The following is a 24,292-nucleotide window of genomic DNA, read 5'->3' on the forward strand; positions in this document are numbered from 1 at the left end:
GGCTTACTTCTCCTCGGTACGGGGGTGGGTGGCGGCGGGTTCGTTGCCACCGAGCAGCAGGTACAGGACGGCCATCCGGATCGAGACCCCGTTCGTCACCTGCTCGATCGCGGTGCAGCGCTCCGAGTCGGCGACCTCGGCGGTGATCTCCATGCCGCGGACCATCGGCCCGGGGTGCATCACGATGGCGTGCCCGGGCATCTTCGCCATGCGGTCGCCGTCGAGGCCGTAGCGCCGCGAGTACTCGCGCTCGGTCGGGAAGAACGCCGCGTTCATCCGCTCGCGCTGCACACGCAGCAGCATCACGGCGTCGGACTTGGACAGCGTCCGGTCGAGGTCGTACGAGACCTCGCAGGGCCAGGACTCGACTCCGACCGGCACCAGCGTGGGCGGGGCGACGAGGGTGACCTCGGCGCCGAGGGTGTGCAGCAGGTCGACGTTCGAGCGGGCGACGCGGCTGTGCAGGATGTCACCGACGAGCGTGATGCGCTTGCCGGAAAGGTCCTGGCCGAGGCCCGTGTCCCGGCCGACGAGCCGGCGCCGCATGGTGAAGGCGTCGAGCAGGGCCTGGGTGGGGTGCTGGTGGGTGCCGTCGCCCGCGTTGATGACGGCGGCGTCGATCCAGCCGGAGGTCGCGAGGCGGTACGGGGCTCCGGAAGCGCCGTGCCGGATGACGACGGCGTCGACGCCCATCGCCTCCAGGGTCTGGGCGGTGTCCTTGAGGGACTCGCCCTTGGAGACGCTGGAGCCCTTGGCGGTGAAGTTGATGACGTCCGCGGACAGCCGCTTCTCGGCGGCCTCGAAGGAGATCCTGGTCCGGGTGGAGTCCTCGAAGAAGAGGTTGACGACGGTGCGGCCGCGCAGGGTCGGCAGCTTCTTGATCGGCCGGTCGGCGACCCGGGCCATCTCCTCGGCGGTGTCGAGGATCAGGACGGCGTCGTCGCGGGTGAGGTCGGCGGCCGAGATGAGATGACGCTGCATCTTTCAGGCTCCGTAAGGCAGAAGTCAGTTCAGCGGAAGACGGTTCGGGTCGGGAAGCGGGCGTCCGGAGGTGCCGGAAGGCACGGCCGGGACGGGCGGGGCACGCGTGAACCCGGCGCACGGCGACGGCCGTACGCCGGAGAGCTACGGCTGCCCGCCCTGGGAGGTCCGCTTCACACCGAGCAGCACGGTGTCCCGACCGTCCTCCTCGGCGAGCTGGACCTTGACCGTCTCCCGCAACGACGTGGGGAGGTTCTTGCCGACGTAGTCGGCGCGGATCGGGAGTTCGCGGTGGCCGCGGTCGACGAGGACCGCGAGCTGCACGGCACGCGGGCGGCCGATGTCGTTCAGCGCGTCGAGGGCGGCGCGGATGGTGCGGCCGGAGAAGAGCACGTCGTCCACGAGGACGACCAGTCTGCCGTCGATGCCGTCACTGGGGATGTCGGTACGGGCCAGCGCTCGCGGCGGGTGCATGCGCAGGTCGTCGCGGTACATGGTGATGTCGAGGGAGCCGACCGGGATCCGGCGGTCGGTGATCTCCTGGAGCTTGACGGCGAGCCGCTGGGCCAGGTGGACGCCCCGGGTCGGAACGCCCAGGAGCACCACGTCCTCGGCGCCCTTGGCGCGCTCGACGATCTCGTGGGCGATGCGGGTCAGCACCCGCGCGATGTCGGGCGCCTCAAGAACGGGCCGAGCGTCGGACTCGTACTGCTGCTTCTGCTGTTCGGTGTCCATACGAAACGGACCTCCTTCTCCGCCTCTCGGGACGGATCATTAAAGGACGTCGGAATTGCGCCATCAACGGTACCAGCCCGGCAATGCCCCTGATCACCCCCCTCGTCCCGGCCGTGCTCCGCTGTCCCGGGGGGACCGGTCCGGACCATCCGGCTTGACGAGCCAGAGTCACGCTGCGTAACCTCACAGTGAGTCACCAGCCGCGCGGCCGAGCCGCACGTCGACACAGTGTCCGGGGAGCTATATGTCCAGCGAATACGCCAAACAGCTCGGGGCCAAGCTCCGCGCCATCCGTACCCAGCAGGGCCTTTCCCTCCACGGCGTCGAGGAGAAGTCCCAGGGCCGCTGGAAGGCGGTCGTGGTCGGTTCGTACGAGCGCGGCGACCGCGCCGTGACCGTACAGCGTCTTGCCGAGCTGGCGGACTTCTACGGCGTTCCCGTGCAGGAGCTGCTGCCGGGCACCACGCCGGGCGGGGCCGCCGAGCCGCCGCCGAAGCTGGTCCTCGACCTGGAGCGACTGGCCCACGTACCGGCCGAGAAGGCGGGCCCCCTCCAGCGGTACGCCGCGACGATCCAGTCCCAGCGCGGCGACTACAACGGCAAGGTGCTGTCGATCCGCCAGGACGACCTGCGCACTCTCGCCGTCATCTACGACCAGTCGCCCTCGGTCCTCACCGAGCAGCTGATCAGCTGGGGCGTCCTGGACGCGGACGCGCGCCGCGCGGTCTCCCACGACGAGGGCTGACCGCCACCAGCACTGAGAAGAAACGTGCCCTCGGGGTGGCCCGAACCATATGGTTCGGGCCACCCCGAGGGCGTTTCCACGGCTCGTACGGCGTTTCTACGGCCCGTACGGCCCCGAGGCGGTGCAGCTACGCCGGAGGGCCCTCAGCGTGATGCTGGGGGCCCTCCGGCGTACTACAGGGCGCGGAGCCGTGACACTGGGCGGCTGCGCCGCGTGGGCGCGACCAGCCCCACCGGCCCGCACACGACGTCGAACCGTGCGCGGAGCGGATCCCTCAGACCTCGTCGCGCCGCAGCGAGGACTTGAGCTCCTTGAACCGGCCGAGGAGCCCGTTCACGAAGGCGGGTGAGTCGTCCGTGGAGAACTCCTTGGCGAGCTGCACCGCCTCGTCGAGCACGACCGCGTCCGGGGTCTCGTCCACCCAGATCAGTTCGTACGCGCCGAGACGCAGGATGTTGCGGTCGACGACCGGCATCCTGTCGAGCGTCCAGTCGACGGCGTACTGCGAGATCAGCTCGTCGATGCGCCGTACGTGGTTCGCGTAGCCCTCGACCAGCTGCATCGTGAACTCGCTCACCGGCGGCTGCCGGGTGTCGGTCCTGGAGTGCCGGATCCAGTCCGCGAGGACCGTCTGGACGTCGACGTCTCGCTGGTCACCCTCGAAGAGGATCTGGAAGGCGCGCTTGCGGGCCGTATTGCGGGCAGCCACGGTTAGCTGTTCACCCGGCCGAGGTAGTCGCTCGTGCGGGTGTCGACCTTGATCTTCTCACCGGTGGTGATGAAGAGCGGGACGTTGATCTGGTGACCGGTCTCCAGGGTGGCGGGCTTGGTGCCGCCCGTGGAACGGTCGCCCTGGACACCCGGCTCGGTCTCCTGGACGACGAGCTCGACGGCGGCCGGCAGCTCGACGAAGAGCACCTCGCCCTCGTGCTGCGCCACGGTGGCCGTGAAGCCCTCGATCAGGAAGTTGGCGGCGTCGCCGACGGCCTTGCGGTCGACCATGAGCTGGTCGTAGGTCTGCATGTCCATGAAGACGAAGTACTCGCCGTCCATGTACGAGAACTGCATGTCGCGCTTGTCGACAGTGGCCGTCTCGACCTTGACGCCGGCGTTGAACGTCTTGTCGACGACCTTGCCGGAAAGCACGTTCTTCAGCTTGGTGCGCACGAAGGCGGGGCCCTTGCCGGGCTTGACATGCTGGAACTCGACGACGGACCAGAGGTGGCCCCCGTCGAGCTTGAGCACCAGGCCGTTCTTGAGGTCGTTCGTGGAAGCCACGGTTGCGGAATCTCCTGGACTGACGTGGACGACCCCGGTAACACGCGCACGGCTCGAAGCGGTCGAAGCACTCGACACGGTCGAGTGCTTGTGCGGCTTGCGAGACTAGAGCGCGAGCAGTTCCTTGGTCGTGATGGTGAGTAGCTCGGGTCCGCCGTCCGCCTCAGGGCGCACGACGAGCGTGTCATCGATCCTGACACCGCCCCGGCCCGGGAGGTGGACCCCCGGTTCGACGGTGACCGGCACGCAAGCGTCCAGTTTACCCATGGCCGCGGGGGCCAACTGCGGCTCCTCGTCGATTTCGAGCCCCACACCGTGTCCGGTCGACTCGGGAAGGCCCTCCGTGTGCCCGGCGGAGTCCAGCACCTGGCGGGCCGCGCGGTCGACGTCACGGTAGGCCGCCCCGGGCACCAGTGCCTCGCGGCCGGCCCTCTGGGATGCGAAGACGAGGTCGTACAGCTCGATCTGCCAGTCCGCGGGAGAGGTGCCGATGACGAACGTGCGGCCGATCTCGCAGCGGTATCCGTGGTAGGTCGCCCCGAGGCAGACCGAGAGGAAATCTCCTTCCTCGACCCGGCGGTCGGTCGGCCGGTGCCCCCGCCGCCCGGAGTGCGGGCCCGTGCCGACGGACGTCCTGAAGGCCGGTCCGTCGGCGCCGTGGTCGACGAGACGGCGTTCCAGTTCCAGCGCGAGGTGCCGTTCGGTGCGGCCGACGAGGATCGACTCCAGGAGTTCGCCCAGGGCCTGGTCGGCGATCTCCGCGCCGGTGCGCAGACAGGAGATCTCCTCCTCGTCCTTGATCACCCGCAGCTGTTCGACGGCTCCGCCGACGTCCGCGAGGCGCAGGGCGGGCGCCACGGAACCGATCGCCCGGTGGCGGCCCACGGTGAGGTGGTGCTCCTCGACGGCGAGGGAGTCGGCGCCCTGGGCCGCGGCGAGGTCCGCGGCGGCCACGGCGGGGTCGCCTCCGGGGCTCGGCAGCGTGTGGACGCGCAGGGTTTCGTCCGGGCGGCCGTCCGCGGCGGCCGGGGTGCCGGGGGTGGTGCCGGATGCGGTGCCGTGCACGAGCAGGTCCTCGGTCCTGCCCAGCAGGAGGACCGCGCCGGGTGGGGCCACGCCTGTGAGGTAGCGGACGTTGGCCGGGCGGGTGACCAGCGCGGAGGCGCTGCCGCCGGCGTTGACGCGGTCTCGTAGCCGGGCTCGGCGGGTCTCATACACCTCTGGCATGGTTTGAGCGTATGAGCTTCGCTCGGATCGTGCCGGTTCGAGGGGGCCGAGTGGGCGGGGCCCCCTCGGGGGCGCGGGGCGCGGAGGACGGGGGGCGCGGAGGACGGGGGGGCGCGGACGACGGGGGTGCGGGGGACGGGGGGCGCGGCTGGAGGTTGTGTGACGGGTGCGGGTCCGTGGGGGCTGGTCGCGCAGTTCCCCGCGCCCCTGAAAGGCGGGCTGGTCCTGGCACCCCCGAAAGGCTCCCGTGCGAGCAGGTCTGCGGGCCGGTGGGGGCTGAGCGCGCCGTTCCCCGCGCCCCTGAAAAGCGCGCTGGTCCTCGCACCCCCGGAAGGCCGCCATGCGAGCAGGTCTGCGGGCCGGTCTGCGGGCTGAGCGCGCCGTTCCCCGCGCCCTTGAAGAGCGCGCTGGTCCTGGCACCCCCGGAAGGCTCCCATGCGGGCCGGTCTGCGGGCCGGTCTGCGGGCCGGTGGGGGCTGAGCACACAGTCCTCGCGCCCCTTGGCGGTGCTCAGGTCACCACTGGGGTGGGCTTGCGATGGAGCGGGCCAGGACCTCGTCCAGGACTCGGGCCGTCTGGGGGACGTCCAGTTGGGAGTTGTCGATGATGGGGAGGCCCGAGCCGTACCAGCCGGCCATCCGGCCGTGGATGCGGGCCACTTCCTCGTCGGTGAGGCGGCGGTTTCCGGAGCGCTCCGCGTTGCGCTCCAGGACTATCTCCAGGCCCGGCAGGAGGACGACCGGGAGCAGCCCGGGCCCGACGTGCCGCTTCCAGCCGCCGAGGCCCACCACGGGCCGGTCGGGGAACACGGCGTCGTCGAGGATGCAGGAGATGTTGTTGGCCAGGAAGTTGCGGGCCGCGAAGCCGCAGGTGCGGCGGGCGAGCCGGTACTGCGCCTCCGACATGTCGTTCCACCCCGACTGCGGGTCGGCGAAGCCCGAGCGCACCCACTCGCGGACGTCGTCCAGGCTGATGTGCGCCGTGGGCACCCTGCGGTGGTCCGCCCAGTACTTGGCGACGCTGGTCTTGCCCGCGCCCGCGGGTCCGATGAGCAGCACGGCGAGCGTCGTGGACGTCGGATCGGGGGTGCCGGTCGCGGGCGGCGCGCTCGGCATCGGGACGGGGCCGCCCGGCGGCAGCTGGACATGGCCCGTGGTGTCCGGCGTCGGCGGTACGGGAGCGTGGTGCGGGACGGCGTGGTGCGGCGGGTGCCCCGGCGGATGCGGAGGACCCGGGTGCGGGGCCGCGGGCCCCGTCTGCGCTCCGGCGAAGCCCGGCGGCGGACCCGCGGGCCGGTGCGCCGGCGCCGGTCCCGGAGGAACGCCGACGTGTGTGCCGGGGTGGTGCGGTCCCGGGTGTGGTGCGGCCCCCGACCAGCCGGCGGCCGGTCCGTGCCCCGGCTGATGGGGCGGCGGCAGCGGAGGCCCCACTGCGTGCTGCATCCGGTGCCACTCCGTCTCGTACAGGCAATGGGCGCTGACAGCGGGGCACCTGCCCCGCTCGCCTACCGAACGGTACCGCCCCCGGCCGCCGTTTGGTGAACGGCCGGGAACGGCCCGAAGTGCCCGTCCGCGCAAGGCGGATCGGCGTAGGAGCCTGTGTCATGTCCCTGGCCGCACCAGCACGCGGCCGTGTGGGGGGTCCCCCCGCGCGAGGTCATTCGAGCGGGGGGCGCCGCAGTGCCCTTGTGGCAAAGCCACCTGGGCGTTCGGGCAACGCCGCTGGGCCCCGCGAGGGCGTGCGTGCCGGGCGCCGCGCGCCCGGTCGGAGACATGGCCCAGGCCCTCGGTACCGCCTGCGCCGCCTGCGCCGCCTGCCGCCTGTGCCGCCTGTGCCGCCTGTGGGAGCTATACGCCCACTTCGCCGTAGGCGGCGAGGAGCACCGCCGGGTCGGGGCCCTCCAGGACGGTCGGCTTGGCCAGTCCGTCGAGGACGATGAAGCGCAGGAGGTCCCCGCGGGACTTCTTGTCGACCTTCATGTTCTCCAGGAGCTTCGGCCACTGGTCGTAGCGGTAGGTCAGCGGCAGCCCGACGGACTCCAGGATCGCGCGGTGCCGGTCCGCGGTCACGTCGTCGAGACGGCCCGCGAGACGGCCCAGTTCGGCGGCGAAGTGCATACCGACCGAGACCGCGGCGCCGTGCCGCCACTCGTAGCGCTCGTTCTTCTCGATGGCGTGGGCGAGGGTGTGCCCGTAGTTGAGGATCTCGCGCAGCCCGGACTCCTTGAGGTCGGACGAGACGACCTCGGCCTTGACCTTGATGGAGCGCTCGATCAGCTCGGCGGTGTGCGGTCCGGCGGGCGTACGGGCCCCCTGCGGGTCGGCCTCGATGAGGCCGAGGATCTCCGGGTCGGCGATGAAGCCGGCCTTGATGATCTCGGCCAGCCCCGACACGAAGTCGTGGACCGGCAGCGAGTCGAGCGCGGCGAGGTCGCACAGCACGCCGACGGGCGGGTGGAAGGCGCCGACGAGGTTCTTGCCCTCGGCGGTGTTGATGCCGGTCTTGCCGCCGACCGCCGCGTCCACCATGGCCAGCACGGTGGTGGGGATGGCGATCCAGCGCACCCCGCGCAGCCAGGTCGCCGCGACGAACCCCGCCAGGTCGGTGGTGGACCCGCCGCCGACGCCGACGATCACATCCGTGCGGGTGAAGCCGGACTGCCCGAGCGCCTTCCAGCAGTACGCGGCGACCTCCGCGGTCTTGGCCTCCTCCGCGTTGGGCACCTGGATGGCGACGGCCTCGAAGCCCTGCCCGGCGAGGTCGGCGCGCAGCGCGTCACCGGTCTCGGCGAGCGCCTCCGGGTGGATGACCGCGACCCGCTTGGCCCTGGTGCCGATCAACTGGCCCAGCTCGCCGAGCAGTTGGCGGCCGACCAGGACCTCGTACGGCTCGCTGCCCGCCGTGCCGCCGACGTGGATCCTTGTCACCTGGTCCGCCATGTGTCCTCCTGCCGGGGGTCCGGGGGTTGTCCCCCGGAAGATGCGGCCTTCGACTCCAGTGCGTCGAGAACCGCTCGGGTGACCTCTTCGGGGGTGCGGCCGTCGGTGGCCACCACGGCGCTCGCGACCCCCGCGTACAACGGGCGGCGGGCGTCCATGAGTTCGCGCCACTGCCGGCGCGGGTTGATCGCGAGCAGCGGCCGGGCCGCGTTCAGGCCGGTGCGCTGTACGGCTTCCTCTACGTCCATCGAGAGGTACACGACGGGCTGTCCGGCCAGCAGGGCCCGGGTGTCCGCGTCGAGGATGGAGCCGCCGCCCAGCGCCAGGACGCCGTCGTGTTCCGCGAGGGCCCGCCGCACGGCCCGTTTCTCGACGGCGCGGAAGACCGGTTCGCCCTCGTCCACGAAGATGTCCGCGATGGTGCGGCCCTGTTCGGCCACGATGTCCTCGTCGGTGTCCCGGAAGCGGCAGCCGATCCGCTCCGCGAGCAGCGCGCCGACCGTGGACTTGCCGACGCCCATGGGGCCGACCAGCACGATCCTGGGACCGGTCACCGCACGACCAGGTTCTTCAGGTAGGACTGCACGTTGCGCCGGGTCTCCGGCACGCTGTCGCCGCCGAACTTCTCCGCCACCGCGTCCGCCAGGATCAGCGCGACCATGGCCTCGGCGACGATCCCGGCCGCGGGCACCGCGCACACGTCCGAGCGCTGGTGATGCGCCTTGGTCGCCTCGCCGGTCGCCACGTCGATGGTCGCCAGCGCCCGCGGCACCGTGGCGATGGGCTTCATCGCCGCCCTTACGCGCAGCAGTTCACCGGTCGTCAGACCGCCCTCGGTACCACCGGAGCGGCCCGAGGTGCGCCGGATGCCCTCGTCGGTCTGGACGATCTCGTCGTGCGCCTTGGAACCGGGCACACGCGCGAGGTCGAAGCCGTCCCCGACCTCCACGCCCTTGATCGCCTGGATGCCCATCAGCGCCGCCGCCAGCCGGGCGTCGAGGCGCCGGTCCCAGTGCACGTGCGAGCCGAGACCCACCGGCACTCCGTACGCCAGGACCTCGACCACTCCGCCGAGCGTGTCGCCGTCCTTGTGGGCCTGGTCGATCTCCGCGACCATCGCCTTCGAGGCGTCCGCGTCCAGGCAGCGCACCGGGTCCGCGTCCAGCTTCTCGACGTCGTTCGGAGTGGGGTAGAGGCCGTAGGGGGCCTTCGCCGCCGCCAGTTCCACCACGTGCGAGACGACCTCGATGCCTGCGGTCTCCTTCAGGTACGAACGCGCCACCGCGCCGAGCGCCACACGGGCCGCGGTCTCCCGTGCGGAGGCCCGCTCCAGGATCGGCCGCGCCTCGTCGAAGCCGTACTTCTGCATACCGGCGAGGTCCGCGTGGCCGGGCCGCGGCCTGGTCAGCGGGGCGTTGCGGGCCAGCTCCGCGAGGATCTGCGGGTCGACCGGATCGGCCGCCATGACCTGTTCCCACTTGGGCCACTCGGTGTTGCCGACCATCACGGCGATCGGCGAGCCGAGGGTCAGTCCGTGCCGGACGCCGCCCAGGAAGGTGACCTCGTCGCGCTCGAACTTCATCCGGGCGCCGCGCCCATAGCCAAGGCGCCGCCGGGCCAGGTGGTCCGCCACCATCTCCGTGGTGATCGGCACGCCGGCGGGAAGACCCTCCAGCGTCGCCACAAGTGCCGGACCGTGGGACTCCCCGGCGGTCAGCCAGCGCAACCTGCTCAACGGTGCTCCTCATGCTCGCGCCCTGGTACTGCGTCCTGCTCTGCGTACGCGCGTCCTCGCGTACGGCGACGGCGCGACCGGGTGCGCGGCCCTGGCCCGCCGCCTCCGATCCTCCCACGTCCGCGCCCTGCGCCCGGCCCCAGGTCCATCTGGCGGACGAGCCCGGGTCACTCCCTGGCGTCCTCCCGCGTCACGCGGTGGTGTCGTCCTGCCGGGGCCGTGGGGCGTACGAGCCCAGGTGGTCGGCGCCGCGGCCCTGTGCGCCCCGTGCCGCCTCGGGGATCGGCTGCCCCGTGCGCACCGCCCGGTGGTACGCGAGCTTGCGCTTCAGCTTCACGGCCCAGGCCGCCAGGACGGCGAGCACGAACACCCCCAGCGCGGTGCCCTGCGCCCAGTCCGGCAGGAAGCCCACCACCGACTGGAAGATCTCCGACTTCCAGGATGCCTGTGTCACGTACATGGATCTGTCCCCCGATTGTCCCGGCCCCCCCGACCCCGACCCCGCCCCCGCGGCATCGGAAACCGGATCCTAGCGGCCGTCCTGGCGGGCCGCGAGGGACTTCTCCCCCGCCGTCCGCATGGTGTCGACCGGGCCCGGAGCGAGGCCCGTCATCTGCTCGACCTGGAGCACCGCTTGGTGTACGAGCAGGTCGAGCCCGCTGACGACGGCGCCTCCGTAGGCGGACCAGCGGGCCGCGAGGTCGGTGGGCCAGGGGTCGTACAGGACGTCGAAGAGGGTGGCGGGCCGCTCGGGGACGGACGGGGCGAGAGCGTCGGTGGCGCCCGCCGGGGTGGTCGCGATCACCAGGGGCGCGCGCAGCGCCTGTTCGGCGTCCGCCCAGTCCGCCGTACGCACCTCGATGTCGAGCCGCTCGCCCCACTGCCGCATCTCGGCGGCACGCGCCGCGCTGCGGACGTACGCGACGACCTCACCCGTGCAGACACGGGCGAGCGCGGCCAGCGCGGAGGAGGCGGTGGCGCCCGCGCCGAGGATCGCCGCGGATTCCACTTGTTCGATGCCCCGCTCCCGCAGGGCGGCGACGATCCCGGGGATGTCGGTGTTGTCGCCGACGCGGCGGCCGTCCTCGGCGCACACCACCGTGTTCACGGCCTCGACGGAGGCCGCCGTCTCACTGATCTCGTCGAGCAGCGGAATGACCGCCCGCTTGAGCGGCATCGTCAGCGAGAGTCCGGCCCATTCGGAACCGAGCTTCCCGATGAATTCGGGCAGCGCCGCCTCGTCGACCTCGAACTGGCCGTACGACCAGTGCTGCAGACCGAGTTCCTCGTACGCGGCGCGGTGCAGCACCGGGGAAAGGGAATGGCCGATCGGGGAACCGAGAACGGCGGCTCGACACCGCCGGTCTCCGTCAGTCCTTGTTGCGCCGCTCATTGAATTTCTGAACCAACTTCTCGTGCTCGGCCAGGGTCTTGGTGAAGTCCGTCTTCTTGCCGTCGATGGAGATGAAGAACATCCACGCACCGCCGTCGGGCTTCAGTGCCGCCCTCAGCGCCTCGTCGCCGGGATTCCCGATCGGCCCGGGCGGAAGACCCTTGTAGAAGTACGTGTTGTACGGGTCGTCGTAGTTGCGAATCTCGGCGACCGAGATATCGATCTTACTCTGACCCTTGAGGTAGTTGTACGTCGAGTCGAACTCAAGCTTCTGGTTGGTGACGTCGTTCGTCGGCTTCAGCCGGTTGTAGACGACGGACGCCATCTTCTTGAAGTCGTCGTGCGTGATGCCCTCGGCCTGTACGAGGCTCGCGACCGTGACGACCTGCAGCGGGTCCTCAAGACCGAGGTCCGCGGCCTTCGCCTCCAGGTCGTACTTGGCGTACTCCTTGTTGGCCTGCGCGACCATGTCCTTCAGGACGGTCTCGGGCTTCATGTTCTTGTCGGCGGGATAGGTCGCCGGATAGAGGAATCCTTCCAGCGGGTCCTTGATGTCGCTGTCGTCGTTCGCCCAGTCCGGCAGCCCGAGGCTCTTGTACTTCTTCTTGGCAATGTCCGCGGTGGTGCCCTTGGAGAGATCGAGTTGTTTGTCGATCGCCTCGTACACCGTGACATTGCGCTGCCCTTCCCTGACGACCAGATTGTTCTGGCTCTTGGGATCGAGCATCAGCGCGACAGCGCTTTCCGCGGACATCTGCTTCTTCAGCAGATAGGAACCCGCCTGGATCTTGTCGCCGTTCTCGTTCTGCGCCTGGGCCGCCACGAAGGCGTCCACGCTCTTGACGACACCGGCCGCCTTCAGTTTCTGGCCGATCACCGATCCGAAGGCGCCCTTGGGAATCACGACGGTCACCTGACCGCCGATCCCGTCGCCCGCGTAGTCCGGAGCCGAGCCGAAACGACTCTGATAGAACTGGTAGCCGAAATAGGTGACGCCACCACCCACCGAGAGGAGAACGAGGGAGACCACCAGGCAGGCACAGCCGTTCCGGCTTTTCTTCTCGCCTTTGCCCTTGCTCCCCTTACCGCCTTTGCCGGCTTTGCCACGCCGGCGGTTCTGCGGGTCGTCGTCGGTGTCGTCCTCGTCGTCGTCAGCGCCCGCGAAGAACGCGTGCTCTCCCTGGTCCGCGCCCGGGTCCCAGTCGGTGCGCTGCGCTTCCGGTTCCGCTTCGGGCTCCGGTTCGGCGCGGCGTCGGCTCGGCGGCTCGGGCGGCGGATAGGCGTCGGGGGTCCCGTAGTAGTCGGGCTGCTGACCGTTGTACGCCTGGGCCTGGCCGCCGTAGGCATCGTTCGGATCAGCGCCGTACGGGACCTGCTGCTGCGGCTGGTACTGCTGGCCCGGGTCCCAGCCGCCGCCGTTGTACGGCCGGCCGTTCTGGTCGTACTGCTGACCGTTCTGGTCGTACTGCTGACCGTTCTGGTCGTACTGCCCGCCACCCTGGTCGGGGTAGCCCTGGCCACCCTGACCGTTGTACTGCTGCGGAGAATGACCGCCGTACTGCTGCTGCTCCTGGGCGTACTGCTGCTGTCCCTGGACGTACTGCTGCTGCTGTCCCTGGTCGTAGTCGGCCTGCTGGCCCGTGCCCCAGTCGCCGTACTGCGGCTGCTGCGGCTGCTCCGGATAGTGCTGCGGCTGGCCGCCGTAGGGGGACTGGGCCGCCTGGGCCTCCTGTCCTCCCCATCCGTTGTCCCCGTACAACGGGTCCTCGGGATGCCACGGTTCGGAGCCTGGGCCCCGGCCATACTCAGTCATCGATCCCCTAGAGCCGCGAGGCGGTGGTCGCGCGGTGGCTGGGCGTCCGTCGCCTCTCTCCTGTGCGGAGGCTATTCGAACACCACCGCATCGCGCGGAACGTTACCGTACCGCGATCAGATGACCACTTCGACGCCCTCGCCCGGAGATGTACCTGACACCCGTTCGGACTCCAGTGCCTGCTGGAGAATGATCACGGCCGCCACCTGGTCGATGACCGATCTGCCCTTCTTGGACTTCACGCCCGAGGCGCGCAGTCCCTGACTGGCCGTCACCGTGGTCATCCTCTCGTCCACGAGGCGCACCGACACGGGCGCGATCCCGCGTGCGAGCTCCTGTGCGAACGCGCGGACCTTGACAGCGGCCGGGCCCTCGCCTCCCTTGAGGGAGCGGGGAAGACCGACGACGACCTCGATCGGCTCATACTCCTCGACGAGTTGCCGCAGCCGCCGGTGGGCGGCCGGGACGTCACGTCCCGGCACGGTCTCCACCGGCGTGGCGAGGATCCCGTCGGGGTCGCACGAGGCGACCCCGATCCGGGCGTCCCCGACATCGATGGCGAGCCGGCGGCCGCGGCGCATGACCCGCTCGCCGTCGCTCACTTGGCGGTCTCGGCCACGAGCCGCTCGACGGCGTCGGCGGCCTCACCGATGGCGGCCGGGTTCTGGCCGCCGCCCTGGGCCACGTCGGGCTTGCCGCCACCGCCGCCGCCGAGGGTCTTGGCGGCCGTGCGCACCAGGTCACCGGCCTTGAGGCCGCGCTCGCGGGCGGCCTCGTTGGTGGCGATGACCGTCAGCGGCCTGCCGTTGGCGGTGGTGAACAGGGCGACCACGACGGCCCGTCCGCCCTGGATACGGCCGCGTACGTCGAGGACCAGCTTGCGCAGGTCGTCGGCGCTCGTGCCGTCCGGGACCTGGCCGGTGACAAGGGCGATGCCCTGCACGTCCTTGGCGGACCCGGCGAGACCGGCGGCGGCCTGGAGGACCTTCTCCGCGCGGAACTTCTCGATCTCCTTCTCGGCGTCCTTCAGCTTGCCGAGCATGGCCGAGACCTTCTCCGGAAGCTCCTCCGGACGGCCCTTGATCAGCTCCTGGAGCTGGGCGACCACCGTGTGCTCACGGGCGAGGAAGTTGTAGGCGTCCACTCCCACCAGGGCCTCGATACGGCGCACGCCCGAACCGATCGACGACTCGCCGAGCAGCTTGACCAGGCCGAGCTGGGCGGTGTTGTGCACATGTGTACCGCCGCACAGTTCCTTGGAGAAGTCGCCGATGGTCACGACGCGCACGCGCTCGCCGTACTTCTCGCCGAACTCGGCGATGGCGCCCTGCTTCTTGGCCTCGTCGATGCTCAGGATCTCGGCGTGCACGTCGAGGTCGCGGGTGAGCACCTCGTTGATCTTCTGCTCCACGTCCGTCATCACGGCCGTGGGCACGGCGGACGGGGAGCCGAAGTCGAAGCGGAAGCGTCCGGGCTGGTTCTCGGAACCGGCCTGGGCGGCCGTCGGGCCGAGGGCGTCACGCAGGGCCTGGTGCGTGAGGTGGGTGGCCGAGTGGGCGCGGGCGATGGCCGTGCGACGGCGCACGTCGATGACGGCCTGGGCCTTGGCGCCGACGGTCACCTCGCCGACCTGGACGACGCCCTTGTGGACGTACACCCCGGGGACGGGCTTCTGGCAGTCGCGGACCTCGATCACGGCACCGGTGTCGATCCTGATGCGGCCGGTGTCGCCGATCTGGCCGCCGCCCTCGGCGTAGAACGGGGTGCGGTCGAGGACGATCTCGACCTCGTCGCCCTCGGTGGCGGCGGGCGAGGAGGCACCGTCGACAAGGATGCCGACGACCGTGGACTCGCCCTCGGTGCTCGTGTAGCCGATGAAGTCGGTCTCGCCGGCGGCGTCGGCGATCTCGCGGTAGGCGCCCATGTCGGCGTGACCGGTCTTCTTGGCCCTGGCGTCGGCCTTGGCGCGCTCCCGCTGTTCCTTCATCAGGCGCCGGAAGCCGTTCTCGTCCACGGACAGGCCCTGCTCGGAGGCCATCTCCAGGGTGAGGTCGATCGGGAAGCCCCAGGTGTCGTGGAGCAGGAAGGCCTTGTCGCCGGAGAGGACCGTGCCACCGGAGGCCCTGGTCTCCGTCACGGCGGTGTCGAGAATGTTGGTGCCGCCCTTCAGCGCCTTGAGGAAGGCGGCCTCCTCGGCGAGAGCGACGGTCTCGATGCGCTTGCGGTCGGAGACGAGCTCCGGGTACTGCCGGCCCATCATCTCGATGACGACGTCGACGAGGTCCTGGACGACCGGGCCGGTGGCGCCGAGCAGCCGCATGTTGCGGATGGCGCGGCGCATGATCCGGCGCAGCACATAACCGCGGCCCTCGTTGCCCGGGGAGACGCCGTCGCCGATGAGCATCACGGACGTCCGCATGTGGTCGGTGACCACGCGCAGGGAGACGTCGGAGCCGTGGGCGACGCCGTACTCGACACCGGTCAGCTCGGTGGCCTTCCTGATGACGGCCATGGAGGTGTCGATCTCGTACAGGTTCTGCACGCCCTGCAGGATCATGGCGAGGCGTTCGAGGCCGAGGCCGGTGTCGATGTTCTGGCTCGGCAGGTCGCCGAGGATCTCGAAGTCCTCCTTCGAGGTGCCCTCGCCGCGCTCGTACTGCATGAAGACGAGGTTCCAGATCTCCACGTACCGCTCGTCGTTGACGGCGGGGCCGCCCTCGGCGCCGAACTCGGGGCCTCGGTCGTAGTTGATCTCGGAACACGGACCGCAGGGGCCCGGAACGCCCATGGACCAGTAGTTGTCCTTCTTGCCCAGGCGCTGGATGCGCTCCTTGGGGACGCCGACGACCTCGTGCCAGATGCGCTCGGCCTCGTCGTCCTCCAGGTACACGGTGATCCAGAGCTTCTCCGGCTCCAGGCCGTAACCACCCTTGTCCTGGGGGCTGGTCAGCAGCTCCCAGGCGTACTTGATGGCGCCTTCCTTGAAGTAGTCGCCGAAGGAGAAGTTGCCGCACATCTGGAAGAACGTGCCGTGCCGGGTGGTTTTGCCGACCTCTTCGATGTCCGGCGTACGGACGCACTTCTGGACGCTGGTGGCGCGGGCGAAGGGAGGCTTGACCTCACCGAGGAAGTACGGCTTGAAGGGGACCATGCCGGCCGGGACCAGGAGCAGAGTCGGGTCGTCCGCGATGAGCGACGCCGAAGGGACGACGGTGTGCCCGCGCTCCTCGAAGAAGCTCAACCAGCGGCGACGAATCTCGGCCGACTCCATCAGTGGTCCTCATTCCGGTTGTGCGAGTACGTCGACCTCTCGACGTACGTCGGGTTCTTGCTGTACTTCTGGTTCCCGCCGCGCTGCGGGTCGTCGCCGCTGTCCAGGGCGGCGAGGCGGCGCGGGGAGGCCGGATCGGGGTCGGCGTTCAGTCCGAGCGCCTCACCGAGTTCCGCCTCGCGCTGGACCATTCCGTCCCGGACGTCGAGTGCGAAGTCCTTGACGCGGTGGCCCGCCTCGATCGCCTTGTCGGCTGCTCTGGCCGCCAGGCTCTCGGGCGTCAGCTGCTTGATCTTGCGGTTGACCTTGGTGGTGGCCCACACACCGGCGGCTGCGCCCGCGGTGAACCAGAACGTACGGCGGAACATCGCTGCGTCAGTCCTTCTTCCGCTTACCCCGTCGCGCCGACGGGACGGTGCGGCCCACGATCACGGTGCGTCGCGTGGGCTTGGCGGGCTCGTCCTCGCGGCGGCCGCCCATGGCCCGGCGTACGCCGTAGCCGAACGCCGCCACCTTCACCAGCGGGCCGCCGAAGGTCGAGGCGACGGTCGAGGAGAGTGCCGAGGCGTTCGACGTGACCTCCTGGACGTCCGCGGCGATGGCGTCGACCCGCTCGATCTGGGTCTGCGCCGAGCGCACGGCCGCGGAGGCGTCCGCGAGGAGCGGGACCGTCTGTTCGGTCACGTCCGCGACGAGCTTGGTGGTCGCCCTGAGCGTCTGGGCCAGCCTCGCGAGTGCCACCGCGAGGAAGGAGACCAGGATCGCCCAGAAGACGGCCACCAGGATCCCGGCCACCTCACCACCGGACACTGCGCACCCGCTCCCTGAACTCGTGCCTCACCATCGAAAAGTCGTCCTGCGACCTTATCGCGCCGGGGCCGCGGCTCCGTACCGGATTACCGCCCGCCACTGCCGAAGTCGCGCGAAGTGATTGTACGGAGTGCTCATGGATGAGTACGCCCGTCGCCCGTGCGGTCCTCTCAGGGTTCTCGGCCCTCCTGTGCGGGGGCGGGCGGTCGCCGGGCCGGCAATCCGCCCCTGGAGCTCAACGCGTTCGGGGGTCGCGCGGCCGAACTGACGCGACTGGACGCGGCCCTCGTCGCCGCGCGGCTGGTGACGGTGACGGGCCCGGGCGGGGTCGGCACGTCGCGGCTGGCGGCGCGCGGCGGCCCGGCTCCGGCCGGACGACGGCGTGTGGCGGGTGGAGCCGGCCGAGGTGCGCGAGCCGGAACTCGTCGAGTACGCGGTCGTGGAGGCGCTGGGACTGACGGATCACACCTCACGACCGCCGCGCCAGGTCCTGCTCGACCATTTCGGGGAACGGCGACTCCTGCTCGTGCTCGACGGGTTCGAGCAGCTGGTCGACGCGTGCGCGTCGCTGGTCGGTGAGCTGCCGCGGCGCGCGGCGGACCTGCGGGTGCTCGCCCTGGGGCGCAGGCCGCTCTCGGTGGAGGGCGAGCGGGTGCTCCCGCCGGCGCCGCTGCCCGAGCCGGAGGCGCGGCGGTGGGCCGGGCGCTGGGACACACCGGCCGGAGCCACTGGGCACGTCGGCCGCGCCGTGTGGCGTCCCGGTCTCCCCTGACATGCGAGAACCCGCCGCCTCGCCCACCCGCAAGGGTGGAGAGACGACGGGCTGATGCTCTGAGAGCAGGCGCGAGGCCGGTGGTGCTGTGTACGCCTGATCAGCGGGCGTAGTACTCGACGACGAGCTGCTCGTCGCAGATCACCGGGATCTCCTTGCGGTTCGGCTCGCGGTCCAGGCGGAACGCCAAGGCGCCGAGGTTCACCTGGAGGTAGCGCGGGGTCTCACCGTCGGGGGCGAACCCACCGGCGCGGGAGACCTCGAACAGCGTCTTGCTGCGGCTGCGCTCGCGCACCATCACGACGTCGTCGGGCTTGACGCGGAAGGACGGCTTGTCGACCTTGCCGCCGTTGACCTCGATGTGGCCGTGGACGACCATCTGGCGGGCCTGGTAGATCGTGCGGGCGATGCCCGAACGAAGGACCAGCGCGTCGAGACGGCGCTCCAGCTCGATGACCAGGGCCTCACCGGTCTTGCCCTGCGTCTTCGCGGCACGCTCGTAGGCGCGGACGAGCTGACGCTCGGACACGTCGTACTGCGCACGCAGACGCTGCTTCTCCAGCAGACGGACCTTGTAGTCCGAGTTCTGCTTGCGGCCACGGCCGTGCTCGCCGGGCGGGTAGGGGCGGGCCTCGAAGTACTTGACGGCCTTCGGGGTCAGCGCGATGCCGAGGGCACGCGACTTCTTGACCTTGGGGCGGGACTGGTTCGGCATGAACCAAACACCTCGTGTTTTCGATGTGAATACGGCTTCACCAGTGGTTAAGGGAGGTCGCATCCGCAACCAGGGAAACCCTTCGGGTCCTTCACGGACCTGTTGGGCAGCCGCTCCCTGAGCTGGGCACATGTGCAGCACGCGAGTGGCCCACCGACCGGTTCCCGGAGAACTCCGAGAGGGTGATGGGCTGCCCGCGACACCTTCGACGGTGCGCGACGCTCCTGGATTCCTCACCCGGGGGTGGGGGCTCCGGCTGGATGTCCCGTTCTGGTGGTGCCGACCGGGGCCGGACACGGGACGCAGCGCTTCGGAGAGTCTACAGGGTGATCAGGACCGCCCACGACCGAGGTGTTTCCTCGTCCACTCCACCGCGTCCGCGTAGCGCGCCTCGGCGCCGTGCCGGGTCGGTGTGTAGTACTCCCGGTCCTTGAGCTCCTCGGGCGCGTACTGCTGGGCGGCGATGCCCTCGGGCAGGTCGTGCGGATACACGTACCCCTGCGCGTGGCCGAGCTTGGCCGCGCCCTTGTAGTGCCCGTCCCGCAGATGCATGGGCACGGGACCCGCGTGGCCCTTGCGTACGTCCTCCATGGCGGCGCCGATCGCCGTCGTCGCGGCGTTCGACTTCGGGGCCAGGGCGAGGGCGATGGTGGCGTGGCTGAGGGTGAGCGCGGCCTCGGGGAAGCCGATCATGGCGACGGCCTGGGCCGCCGCGACCGCCGTCGGCAGGGCGTTCGGATCGGCGAGGCCGATGTCCTCGCTGGCGGAGATCATCAGCCGGCGGGCGATGAACCGGGGGTCCTCGCCGGCTTCGATCATCCGGGCCAGGTAGTGCAGCGCCGCGTCGACGTCCGAGCCCCTGATCGACTTGATCAGGGCGCTGGCCACGTCGTAGTGCTGGTCGCCGTCGCGGTCGTACTTCACCGCGGCCCGGTCGACGGTCTCCTCCAGGGTCTGGAGGGTGATCCCGGCGTCCTTCTTGTCGAGTGCCGCCCCGGCGGCGGCCTCCAGGGCGGTGAGGGCACGCCGGGCGTCGCCGTCGGCGATCCGCAGAAGGTGCTCCTCGCTGTCCTCGGGGAGGGTGAGGGCGCCCTTGAGGCCACGCTCGTCGGTGAGCGCCCGGCGCAGCAGCCCGCGCAGGTCGTCGTCCGTGAGCGGTTCGAGGGTGAGGAGCAGCGAGCGGGACAGCAGGGGAGAAATGATGGAGAAGTACGGGTTCTCCGTGGTTGCCGCGATCAGGGTCACCCAGCGGTTCTCCACGGCCGGGAGCAGGGAGTCCTGCTGGGCCTTGCTGAAACGGTGGATCTCGTCGAGGAAGAGGACGGTCTCCTTGCCGAAGCCTCCGGTCGCCCGGCGGGCGCTCTCGATGACCGCGCGGACCTCCTTGACTCCCGCGGTGATCGCGGAGAGCTCCACGAAGCGCTTGTTCGTCGCCTTGGAGACCACGTACGCCAGGGTCGTCTTGCCGGTGCCGGGCGGGCCCCAGAGGATCACCGAGGAGGGTCCGGCCGGGCCGCCGCCACCCTCGCCGACGAGTCTGCGCAGGGGTGAGCCTGGCTTCAGCAGATGCTGCTGGCCCTCGACCTCGTCGAGGGTGCGCGGGCGCATCCGGACGGCCAGGGGACTGCTGGAGGGGTCCTTCTCCTGGCGTTCTTCGGCTGCGGCGGTAAACAGGTCGGGCTCCACGTTCGGAACCCTATGTCACGCCACTGACAGAGCGGCCGGGCCCTTGCCCCGCAAGGGGCCCGGCAGGGCTCTGCGGGGCTCCGCGGGGCTCCGCCGGTGGCGTCAGCTGGTCCAGAAGTCCCACCAGCGCGTCAGGATCAGCATGCCGATGATCCCGATGTGCAGGACCGGCAGCACCCAGGCGAACTCGCCGAAGAACCCCTTGAGCCAGCCGGGCGCGGGCAGGAAGTCGTGCCGGACGTTGTGCGCGGTCACGGACCAGAACATCACGATGGTCGCGACCCAGGCGAGGCAGCACCACAGGCACAGCGAGTTGATGTTGTACAGCGACTGGTACTGCAGCCAGGTCACGAACCCGACGCCGAACAACGTGCCCGCGTTGAAGGTCAGCCAGTACCAGCGCGGGTAGGTCACCCGCCCGAGCAGGCTCACGCCGACGGCGATCACGATGCCGTAGGCCACGAGGCCCATCATCGGGTTGGGGAACCCGAAGACGGAGGCCTGGTCGCTCTTCATGATGTTGCCGCAGGAGACGACCGGGTTCAGGCTGCAGCCCGGCGTGAAGCCCGGGTCCTCAAGCAGCTTGAACTTGTCGATGGTGATGACCCAGGAGGCCAGCAGCCCGGCCGCGCCCGTGATCACCAGCAGAAGGGCGAGGAAACGCCCGCCGCCCACGGTCCGTGGGGCTCCGGCGGCTTCCTGGCCGGTGGAGACGCCTTCCCTGACTGTCGTCTTGCTCATCACGCCGTTTCCGTAGCTTGAGAGGACCTTCCGGGCACGGTCATTGTGCCGCACACGCGCGTGTGTCCACCGTTCGATGGACATAAGGAAGTACGTGCGGTCGTCCTGGAACGCTCGCTTCGGCGGACGCTCGTTCGCATGACAGCACGCACGAACGAACGCGCGGCCGATGTAGCGGGTCGGCATCGTCCGGCGGGACGAATGCGCGCCCGCCGAGTTGCCGGTGGGCGAAACGGTCCGCCACCGTCACGTACTCGGGGGCGCTGCCCCCGAACCCCCGGTCCTCAAACGCCGGACGGGCTGGAAATCCAGCCCGTCCGGCGTTTGAGGACGAGCGCGCAGCGCGATAGCGGGGGCAAGGGGGCGCAGGAAAGCCCTAGCTCAGGCGGGATTCGAGTTCCGCAACGATCTCGTTGACCCCGACCGCCACCTGCTCCCCGGACTCCATGTCCTTCAGCTGAACCACCCCCTCGGAGAGGTCCCGCTCACCGGCGACGACGGTGTAACGGGCGCCACTGCGGTTGGCGTTCTTCATGGCGCCCTTCAAGCCCTTCCCCCCGTACGAGAAGTCCGCAGCGACCCCGTTGCGACGCAGCTCGGTCACCACACCGAAGAGCACCCGCCGCGCCTCGTCCCCGAGCGGGACGGCGAACACGCTGGTGGAGGAGGGGAGTTGCAGCGTGACACCCTCGGCCTCAAGCGCGAGGACCGTGCGGTCGACGCCCAGTGCCCAGCCGACGGACGGCAGCGCGGGCCCGCCGATCATCTCGGAGAGGCCGTCGTAACGCCCGCCACCACCCACCGCGGACTGCGATCCCAGACCGTCGTGCACGAACTCGAACGTCGTCCGCGTGTAGTAGTCGAGCCCCCGGACCAGCTTCGCGTCGTCCTCGTAGGAGACGCCCGCGGCCGTGATCAGCTCGCGCACCTCCTCGTGGTACGCCTTGCACGCGTCGCAGAGGTAGTCCCGCAGGAGCGGTGCCCCGACCAGCTGCTTCTGGACGTCGTCCCGCTTGTCGTCGAGGACCCGCAGCGGGTTGATGTCGGCGCGGCGCAGGGTCTCCTCGTCCAGGTCGAGCCCTCGCAGGAAGTCCTGGAGCGCGGCGCGGTAGACGGGTCGGCACTCCTTGTCGCCCAGCGAGTTGAGCAGGATCCGGAACTCGCGCAGCCCGAGCGAGCGGTACGCCTGGTCGGCCAGGATGATCAGCTCGGCGTCCAGGGCCGGGTCCTCCGCGCCGATGGCTTCCGCACCGACCTGGGAGAAGTGCCTGTACCGACCCTTCTGAGGGCGCTCGTAGCGGTAGTAGGAGCCCGAGTACCAGAGCTTGACGGGGAGGTTGCCGAGCTTGTGGAGGTTGGCCTCCAGGGCGGCGCGCAGCACGGACGCCGTGCCCTCGGGGCGCAGCGCCAACTGGTCTCCGCCCTTGGTCTCGAAGGCGTACATCTCCTTGGTCACGATGTCGGTGGACTCACCGACCCCGCGCGCGAACAGCTCGACGCTCTCGAAACCGGGCGTCTCGATGTATCCGTAACCGGAGTTGCGCAGCGGAGCGGCGATCGCCTCGCGCACCGCGAGGTACTTCGCGCTGTCCGGCGGGATCAGGTCGTACGTGCCCTTGGGGGCCTTGAAGGTGCTCACGGGAATTCTCTCGTCACATTCCTCGTCGCGGGGCGGATTTCGGGTCCGCTCCCTGGCCGGCCGCCGCCACCTGCCGCAGATACGGGTTGGTGGCGCGCTCCTGGCCGATGGTCGTCTGGGCGCCGTGGCCGGACAGCACCACGGTCGAGTCGTCGAGCGGCAGGCACACACGTGCCAGCGAGCCGAGCATCTCGTCCATGTCGCCACCGGGCAGGTCGGTACGTCCGATGGAGCCGGCGAAGAGCAGATCCCCGGAGAAGAACACGGACGGGACCTCCGTGTTCTCGGGCATCCGGAACGTCACCGACCCCTTCGTATGGCCGGGCGCGTGCGCGACGGAGAAGTCGAGGCCTGCGAGCTTGAGCGCGGCGCCGTCCGTCAGTTCCCGGACGTCGTCCGGTTCGCCGATCGTCAGCTCGCCCATCAGCGGCATGCCGATCGAGCGGCCGAGTGCCCGCTCCGGATCGCTCATCATGTACCGGTCCTCGGGGTGGATCCACGCCGGTACGTCGTGCGCGCCGCACACCGGGACCACCGAGGCGACATGGTCGATGTGGCCGTGCGTGAGGACGACGGCGACGGGCTTGAGCCGATGCTTGGCGAGCGCTTCCTCGACTCCCTGGGCGGCCTGGTGGCCCGGGTCGATGATCACGCACTCCTCACCGGCGGCGGGGGCGACCAGATAACAGTTGGTGCCCCAGGCCCCGGCGGGGAACCCGGCAATGAGCACGATCGTCCTTCGGTATGTCGTCGGTGTGCCGTACGTGATGTCGTACGTCGGAATGGCTTCGCTGCGGTTCAGAGCCTACCGGCGCTGCCGGAACCACAGCGAACCCATATACGGTACGGGGCACACGCAGGCGGTCGGCTCACAAGACCCACGCGTCCCACCTGACGTACGAGACGCATGAGGAGATAACCCGGTGGTCACCCAGGAACAGCGGCGGCGCCAGCTCGCCCGGGAGAAGTTCTTGCGGCAACAGCAGCGGCGTACGTCCGCTCGGCGCAAGGCCCATGCTCGTAACGCGGTGATCGCGTCGGTCCTCGGCGTGATCGTCGTCGGCAGCGTGGTGTCCTACGCGACCGGGGTCTTCAAGAAGGACGACGACAAGTCGAACGCCGCCGCGGAGGCCACCCCGAGCGCCTCCCCCAGCAAGGCCCCGGATCCCTGTGACAAGGCCGCCGCGGGCAAGGTGAAGTCGCTGACCTACAAGAAGGAACCGGCGATCACCATCGACAAGTCGGCGGACTACACGATGAAGCTGCAGACGACCTGCGGCGCGATAGATATCGACATGCCGGCCTCGAAGGCCCCGCACACCGTGAACTCGTTCAGCTTCCTCGCGGGCAAGGGCTACCTGGACCACACCAAGTGCCACCGTCTGACGACGAACGGCATCTACGTGCTCCAGTGCGGCGACCCGCAGGGCACCGGCACGGGCGGTCCCGGCTACACCATTCCCGACGAGAACCTCAAGGACAAGCGCCTCAAGGGCGATGTGTATCCGGCGGGCACGGTGGCGATGGCCAACCAGTACAACGCGCAGACGAAGGAAGGCCGCGACAGCGGCGGCAGCCAGTTCTTCCTCGTCTTCCAGGACAGTCAGTTGCCTGCCAACTACACACCGTTCGGCACGATTTCCGAATCGGGCATGAAGGTGCTGAAGAAAATCGCGGCCGCCGGTGAGAGCACCGGCCAGGGCGACGGCACCCCCAACGCGACCGTCGTGATCGACAAGGCGACCGTGACGAAATCCTGACCTCCAGCAGGGAAAGTTCGGTCGCGCGGGATGCGGACAGCCGCCCCGCCGG

General features: G+C 70.1%; 23 protein-coding genes and 1 pseudogene. 3 read left to right on the forward strand and 21 right to left on the reverse strand.

All coding sequences use genetic code 11. The features are described from left to right. Positions 1-3: 3 nt before the first annotated feature. Together ACIOKD_RS10075 and pyrR are read right to left on the reverse strand one after the other, a co-directional pair. Complete coding sequence (locus ACIOKD_RS10075; protein WP_402080820.1) at positions 4-981, reverse strand: aspartate carbamoyltransferase catalytic subunit; 978 nt, start codon at positions 979-981, stop codon at positions 4-6. A gap of 144 nt (positions 982-1,125) precedes the next feature. Then, positions 1,126-1,716, reverse strand: a complete 591-nt coding sequence (gene pyrR, locus ACIOKD_RS10080; protein ID WP_402080823.1) for a bifunctional pyr operon transcriptional regulator/uracil phosphoribosyltransferase PyrR — start codon at positions 1,714-1,716, stop codon at positions 1,126-1,128. A gap of 244 nt (positions 1,717-1,960) precedes the next feature. Between pyrR and bldD the strand changes: the two genes are divergently transcribed. Further along, the gene (gene bldD / locus ACIOKD_RS10085) at positions 1,961-2,461 is read left to right on the forward strand and encodes a transcriptional regulator BldD (protein ID WP_067366005.1); all 501 of its coding nucleotides are present in this window, start codon (positions 1,961-1,963) and stop codon (positions 2,459-2,461) included. 274 nt (positions 2,462-2,735) lie between these two features. Here the strand turns inward: bldD and nusB are convergent, their stop codons facing one another. From nusB to ACIOKD_RS10155, 14 genes are all read right to left on the reverse strand, one after another. Further along, positions 2,736-3,170, reverse strand: a complete 435-nt coding sequence (gene nusB, locus ACIOKD_RS10090) for a transcription antitermination factor NusB (protein WP_402080825.1) — start codon at positions 3,168-3,170, stop codon at positions 2,736-2,738. A 2-nt stretch (positions 3,171-3,172) separates the two neighbouring features. Beyond that, positions 3,173-3,739 carry an elongation factor P gene (efp, locus tag ACIOKD_RS10095; RefSeq protein ID WP_402080827.1) on the reverse strand — a complete coding sequence of 189 codons (567 nt, stop codon included), beginning with the start codon at positions 3,737-3,739 and terminating at the stop codon, positions 3,173-3,175. A 105-nt stretch (positions 3,740-3,844) separates the two neighbouring features. Then, positions 3,845-4,966, reverse strand: coding sequence for an aminopeptidase P family protein (locus tag ACIOKD_RS10100; RefSeq protein WP_402080831.1), 1,122 nt, complete (start codon positions 4,964-4,966; stop codon positions 3,845-3,847). A 515-nt stretch (positions 4,967-5,481) separates the two neighbouring features. Further along, entirely contained in the window at positions 5,482-6,408 is a 927-nt protein-coding gene (locus tag ACIOKD_RS10105; RefSeq protein WP_402080833.1) for a Pro-rich N-terminal domain-containing protein, read from the reverse strand. 405 nt (positions 6,409-6,813) lie between these two features. Further along, a complete protein-coding gene (gene aroB, locus ACIOKD_RS10110) occupies positions 6,814-7,905 on the reverse strand; it encodes a 3-dehydroquinate synthase (RefSeq protein WP_402080836.1) in 1,092 nt (363 codons plus the stop codon). Then, positions 7,890-8,426: a shikimate kinase gene (locus tag ACIOKD_RS10115; RefSeq protein WP_402081696.1), complete on the reverse strand. Its 537-nt coding sequence runs from the start codon at positions 8,424-8,426 to the stop codon at positions 7,890-7,892. Before ACIOKD_RS10115 ends, aroB begins: the two co-directional genes overlap by 16 nt. 29 nt (positions 8,427-8,455) lie before the next feature. Then, complete coding sequence (gene aroC, locus ACIOKD_RS10120) at positions 8,456-9,640, reverse strand: chorismate synthase (RefSeq protein ID WP_402080838.1); 1,185 nt, start codon at positions 9,638-9,640, stop codon at positions 8,456-8,458. Between the two features lie 190 nt (positions 9,641-9,830). Then, entirely contained in the window at positions 9,831-10,100 is a 270-nt protein-coding gene (locus tag ACIOKD_RS10125) for a hypothetical protein (RefSeq protein WP_402080841.1), read from the reverse strand. Positions 10,101-10,169: 69 nt separating this feature from the next. Next, complete coding sequence (locus ACIOKD_RS10130; RefSeq protein WP_402080844.1) at positions 10,170-11,033, reverse strand: shikimate dehydrogenase; 864 nt, start codon at positions 11,031-11,033, stop codon at positions 10,170-10,172. Next, complete coding sequence (gene mltG / locus ACIOKD_RS10135; RefSeq protein ID WP_402080847.1) at positions 11,011-12,846, reverse strand: endolytic transglycosylase MltG; 1,836 nt, start codon at positions 12,844-12,846, stop codon at positions 11,011-11,013. The genes ACIOKD_RS10130 and mltG overlap by 23 nt, the downstream gene beginning before the upstream one ends. A 116-nt stretch (positions 12,847-12,962) precedes the next feature. After that, positions 12,963-13,427, reverse strand: a complete 465-nt coding sequence (gene ruvX, locus ACIOKD_RS10140; RefSeq protein ID WP_398289213.1) for a Holliday junction resolvase RuvX — start codon at positions 13,425-13,427, stop codon at positions 12,963-12,965. Positions 13,428-13,444: 17 nt separating this feature from the next. Continuing rightward, on the reverse strand, positions 13,445-16,117 hold the full coding sequence (gene alaS / locus ACIOKD_RS10145; protein ID WP_402080849.1) for an alanine--tRNA ligase: 2,673 nt from the start codon (positions 16,115-16,117) through the stop codon (positions 13,445-13,447). Beyond that, a complete protein-coding gene (locus ACIOKD_RS10150; RefSeq protein WP_402080852.1) occupies positions 16,117-16,485 on the reverse strand; it encodes a DUF6167 family protein in 369 nt (122 codons plus the stop codon). Before ACIOKD_RS10150 ends, alaS begins: the two co-directional genes overlap by 1 nt. 7 nt (positions 16,486-16,492) lie before the next feature. Then, positions 16,493-16,927 (reverse strand): DUF948 domain-containing protein, encoded by a 435-nt coding sequence (locus ACIOKD_RS10155; RefSeq protein ID WP_107019681.1) that lies wholly within the window; start codon positions 16,925-16,927, stop codon positions 16,493-16,495. A gap of 159 nt (positions 16,928-17,086) precedes the next feature. On the opposite strand from ACIOKD_RS10155, the pseudogene ACIOKD_RS10160 reads away from it, so the two are divergent. Next, a pseudogene (locus ACIOKD_RS10160) lies at positions 17,087-17,615 on the forward strand (regulator); the annotation flags it as partial. Positions 17,616-17,799: 184 nt separating this feature from the next. Here the strand turns inward: ACIOKD_RS10160 and rpsD are convergent. The 5 genes from rpsD to ACIOKD_RS10185 all read right to left on the reverse strand — a co-directional run bounded on the left by rpsD (position 17,800) and on the right by ACIOKD_RS10185 (position 23,210). Beyond that, positions 17,800-18,414, reverse strand: coding sequence for a 30S ribosomal protein S4 (rpsD, locus tag ACIOKD_RS10165; protein ID WP_307134464.1), 615 nt, complete (start codon positions 18,412-18,414; stop codon positions 17,800-17,802). Between the two features lie 330 nt (positions 18,415-18,744). Then, entirely contained in the window at positions 18,745-20,100 is a 1,356-nt protein-coding gene (locus tag ACIOKD_RS10170) for a replication-associated recombination protein A (protein WP_402080856.1), read from the reverse strand. A 102-nt stretch (positions 20,101-20,202) separates the two neighbouring features. Then, entirely contained in the window at positions 20,203-20,841 is a 639-nt protein-coding gene (locus ACIOKD_RS10175; RefSeq protein WP_402080859.1) for a vitamin K epoxide reductase family protein, read from the reverse strand. A gap of 376 nt (positions 20,842-21,217) precedes the next feature. Continuing rightward, on the reverse strand, positions 21,218-22,480 hold the full coding sequence (gene hisS / locus ACIOKD_RS10180; protein ID WP_402080862.1) for a histidine--tRNA ligase: 1,263 nt from the start codon (positions 22,478-22,480) through the stop codon (positions 21,218-21,220). A 13-nt stretch (positions 22,481-22,493) separates the two neighbouring features. Continuing rightward, positions 22,494-23,210: an MBL fold metallo-hydrolase gene (locus ACIOKD_RS10185; protein WP_402080865.1), complete on the reverse strand. Its 717-nt coding sequence runs from the start codon at positions 23,208-23,210 to the stop codon at positions 22,494-22,496. A 193-nt stretch (positions 23,211-23,403) separates the two neighbouring features. Between ACIOKD_RS10185 and ACIOKD_RS10190 the strand changes: the two genes are divergently transcribed. Continuing rightward, positions 23,404-24,240, forward strand: a complete 837-nt coding sequence (locus ACIOKD_RS10190) for a peptidylprolyl isomerase (protein ID WP_402080866.1) — start codon at positions 23,404-23,406, stop codon at positions 24,238-24,240. The last annotated feature ends 52 nt before the right edge of the window (positions 24,241-24,292 follow it).

Source organism: Streptomyces sp. NPDC087844 (genome assembly GCF_044742785.1).
GTDB lineage: Bacteria > Actinomycetota > Actinomycetes > Streptomycetales > Streptomycetaceae > Streptomyces.

What these genes read in the sequence shown, in the direction of transcription:
- ACIOKD_RS10075 (WP_402080820.1), bottom strand. Translation starts at nt 981, where the DNA reads ATGCAGCGTCATCTCATCTCGGCCGCCGACCTCACCCGCGACGACGCC.
- pyrR (WP_402080823.1), bottom strand. Translation starts at nt 1,716, where the DNA reads ATGGACACCGAACAGCAGAAGCAGCAGTACGAGTCCGACGCTCGGCCC.
- bldD (WP_067366005.1), top strand. Translation starts at nt 1,961, where the DNA reads ATGTCCAGCGAATACGCCAAACAGCTCGGGGCCAAGCTCCGCGCCATC.
- ACIOKD_RS10100 (WP_402080831.1), bottom strand. Translation starts at nt 4,966, where the DNA reads ATGCCAGAGGTGTATGAGACCCGCCGAGCCCGGCTACGAGACCGCGTC.
- ACIOKD_RS10105 (WP_402080833.1), bottom strand. Translation starts at nt 6,408, where the DNA reads ATGCAGCACGCAGTGGGGCCTCCGCTGCCGCCGCCCCATCAGCCGGGG.
- aroB (WP_402080836.1), bottom strand. Translation starts at nt 7,905, where the DNA reads ATGGCGGACCAGGTGACAAGGATCCACGTCGGCGGCACGGCGGGCAGC.
- ACIOKD_RS10115 (WP_402081696.1), bottom strand. Translation starts at nt 8,426, where the DNA reads ATGGGCGTCGGCAAGTCCACGGTCGGCGCGCTGCTCGCGGAGCGGATC.
- ACIOKD_RS10125 (WP_402080841.1), bottom strand. Translation starts at nt 10,100, where the DNA reads ATGTACGTGACACAGGCATCCTGGAAGTCGGAGATCTTCCAGTCGGTG.
- ACIOKD_RS10130 (WP_402080844.1), bottom strand. Translation starts at nt 11,033, where the DNA reads ATGAGCGGCGCAACAAGGACTGACGGAGACCGGCGGTGTCGAGCCGCC.
- mltG (WP_402080847.1), bottom strand. Translation starts at nt 12,846, where the DNA reads ATGACTGAGTATGGCCGGGGCCCAGGCTCCGAACCGTGGCATCCCGAG.
- ruvX (WP_398289213.1), bottom strand. Translation starts at nt 13,427, where the DNA reads ATGCGCCGCGGCCGCCGGCTCGCCATCGATGTCGGGGACGCCCGGATC.
- alaS (WP_402080849.1), bottom strand. Translation starts at nt 16,117, where the DNA reads ATGGAGTCGGCCGAGATTCGTCGCCGCTGGTTGAGCTTCTTCGAGGAG.
- ACIOKD_RS10150 (WP_402080852.1), bottom strand. Translation starts at nt 16,485, where the DNA reads ATGTTCCGCCGTACGTTCTGGTTCACCGCGGGCGCAGCCGCCGGTGTG.
- rpsD (WP_307134464.1), bottom strand. Translation starts at nt 18,414, where the DNA reads ATGCCGAACCAGTCCCGCCCCAAGGTCAAGAAGTCGCGTGCCCTCGGC.
- ACIOKD_RS10175 (WP_402080859.1), bottom strand. Translation starts at nt 20,841, where the DNA reads ATGAGCAAGACGACAGTCAGGGAAGGCGTCTCCACCGGCCAGGAAGCC.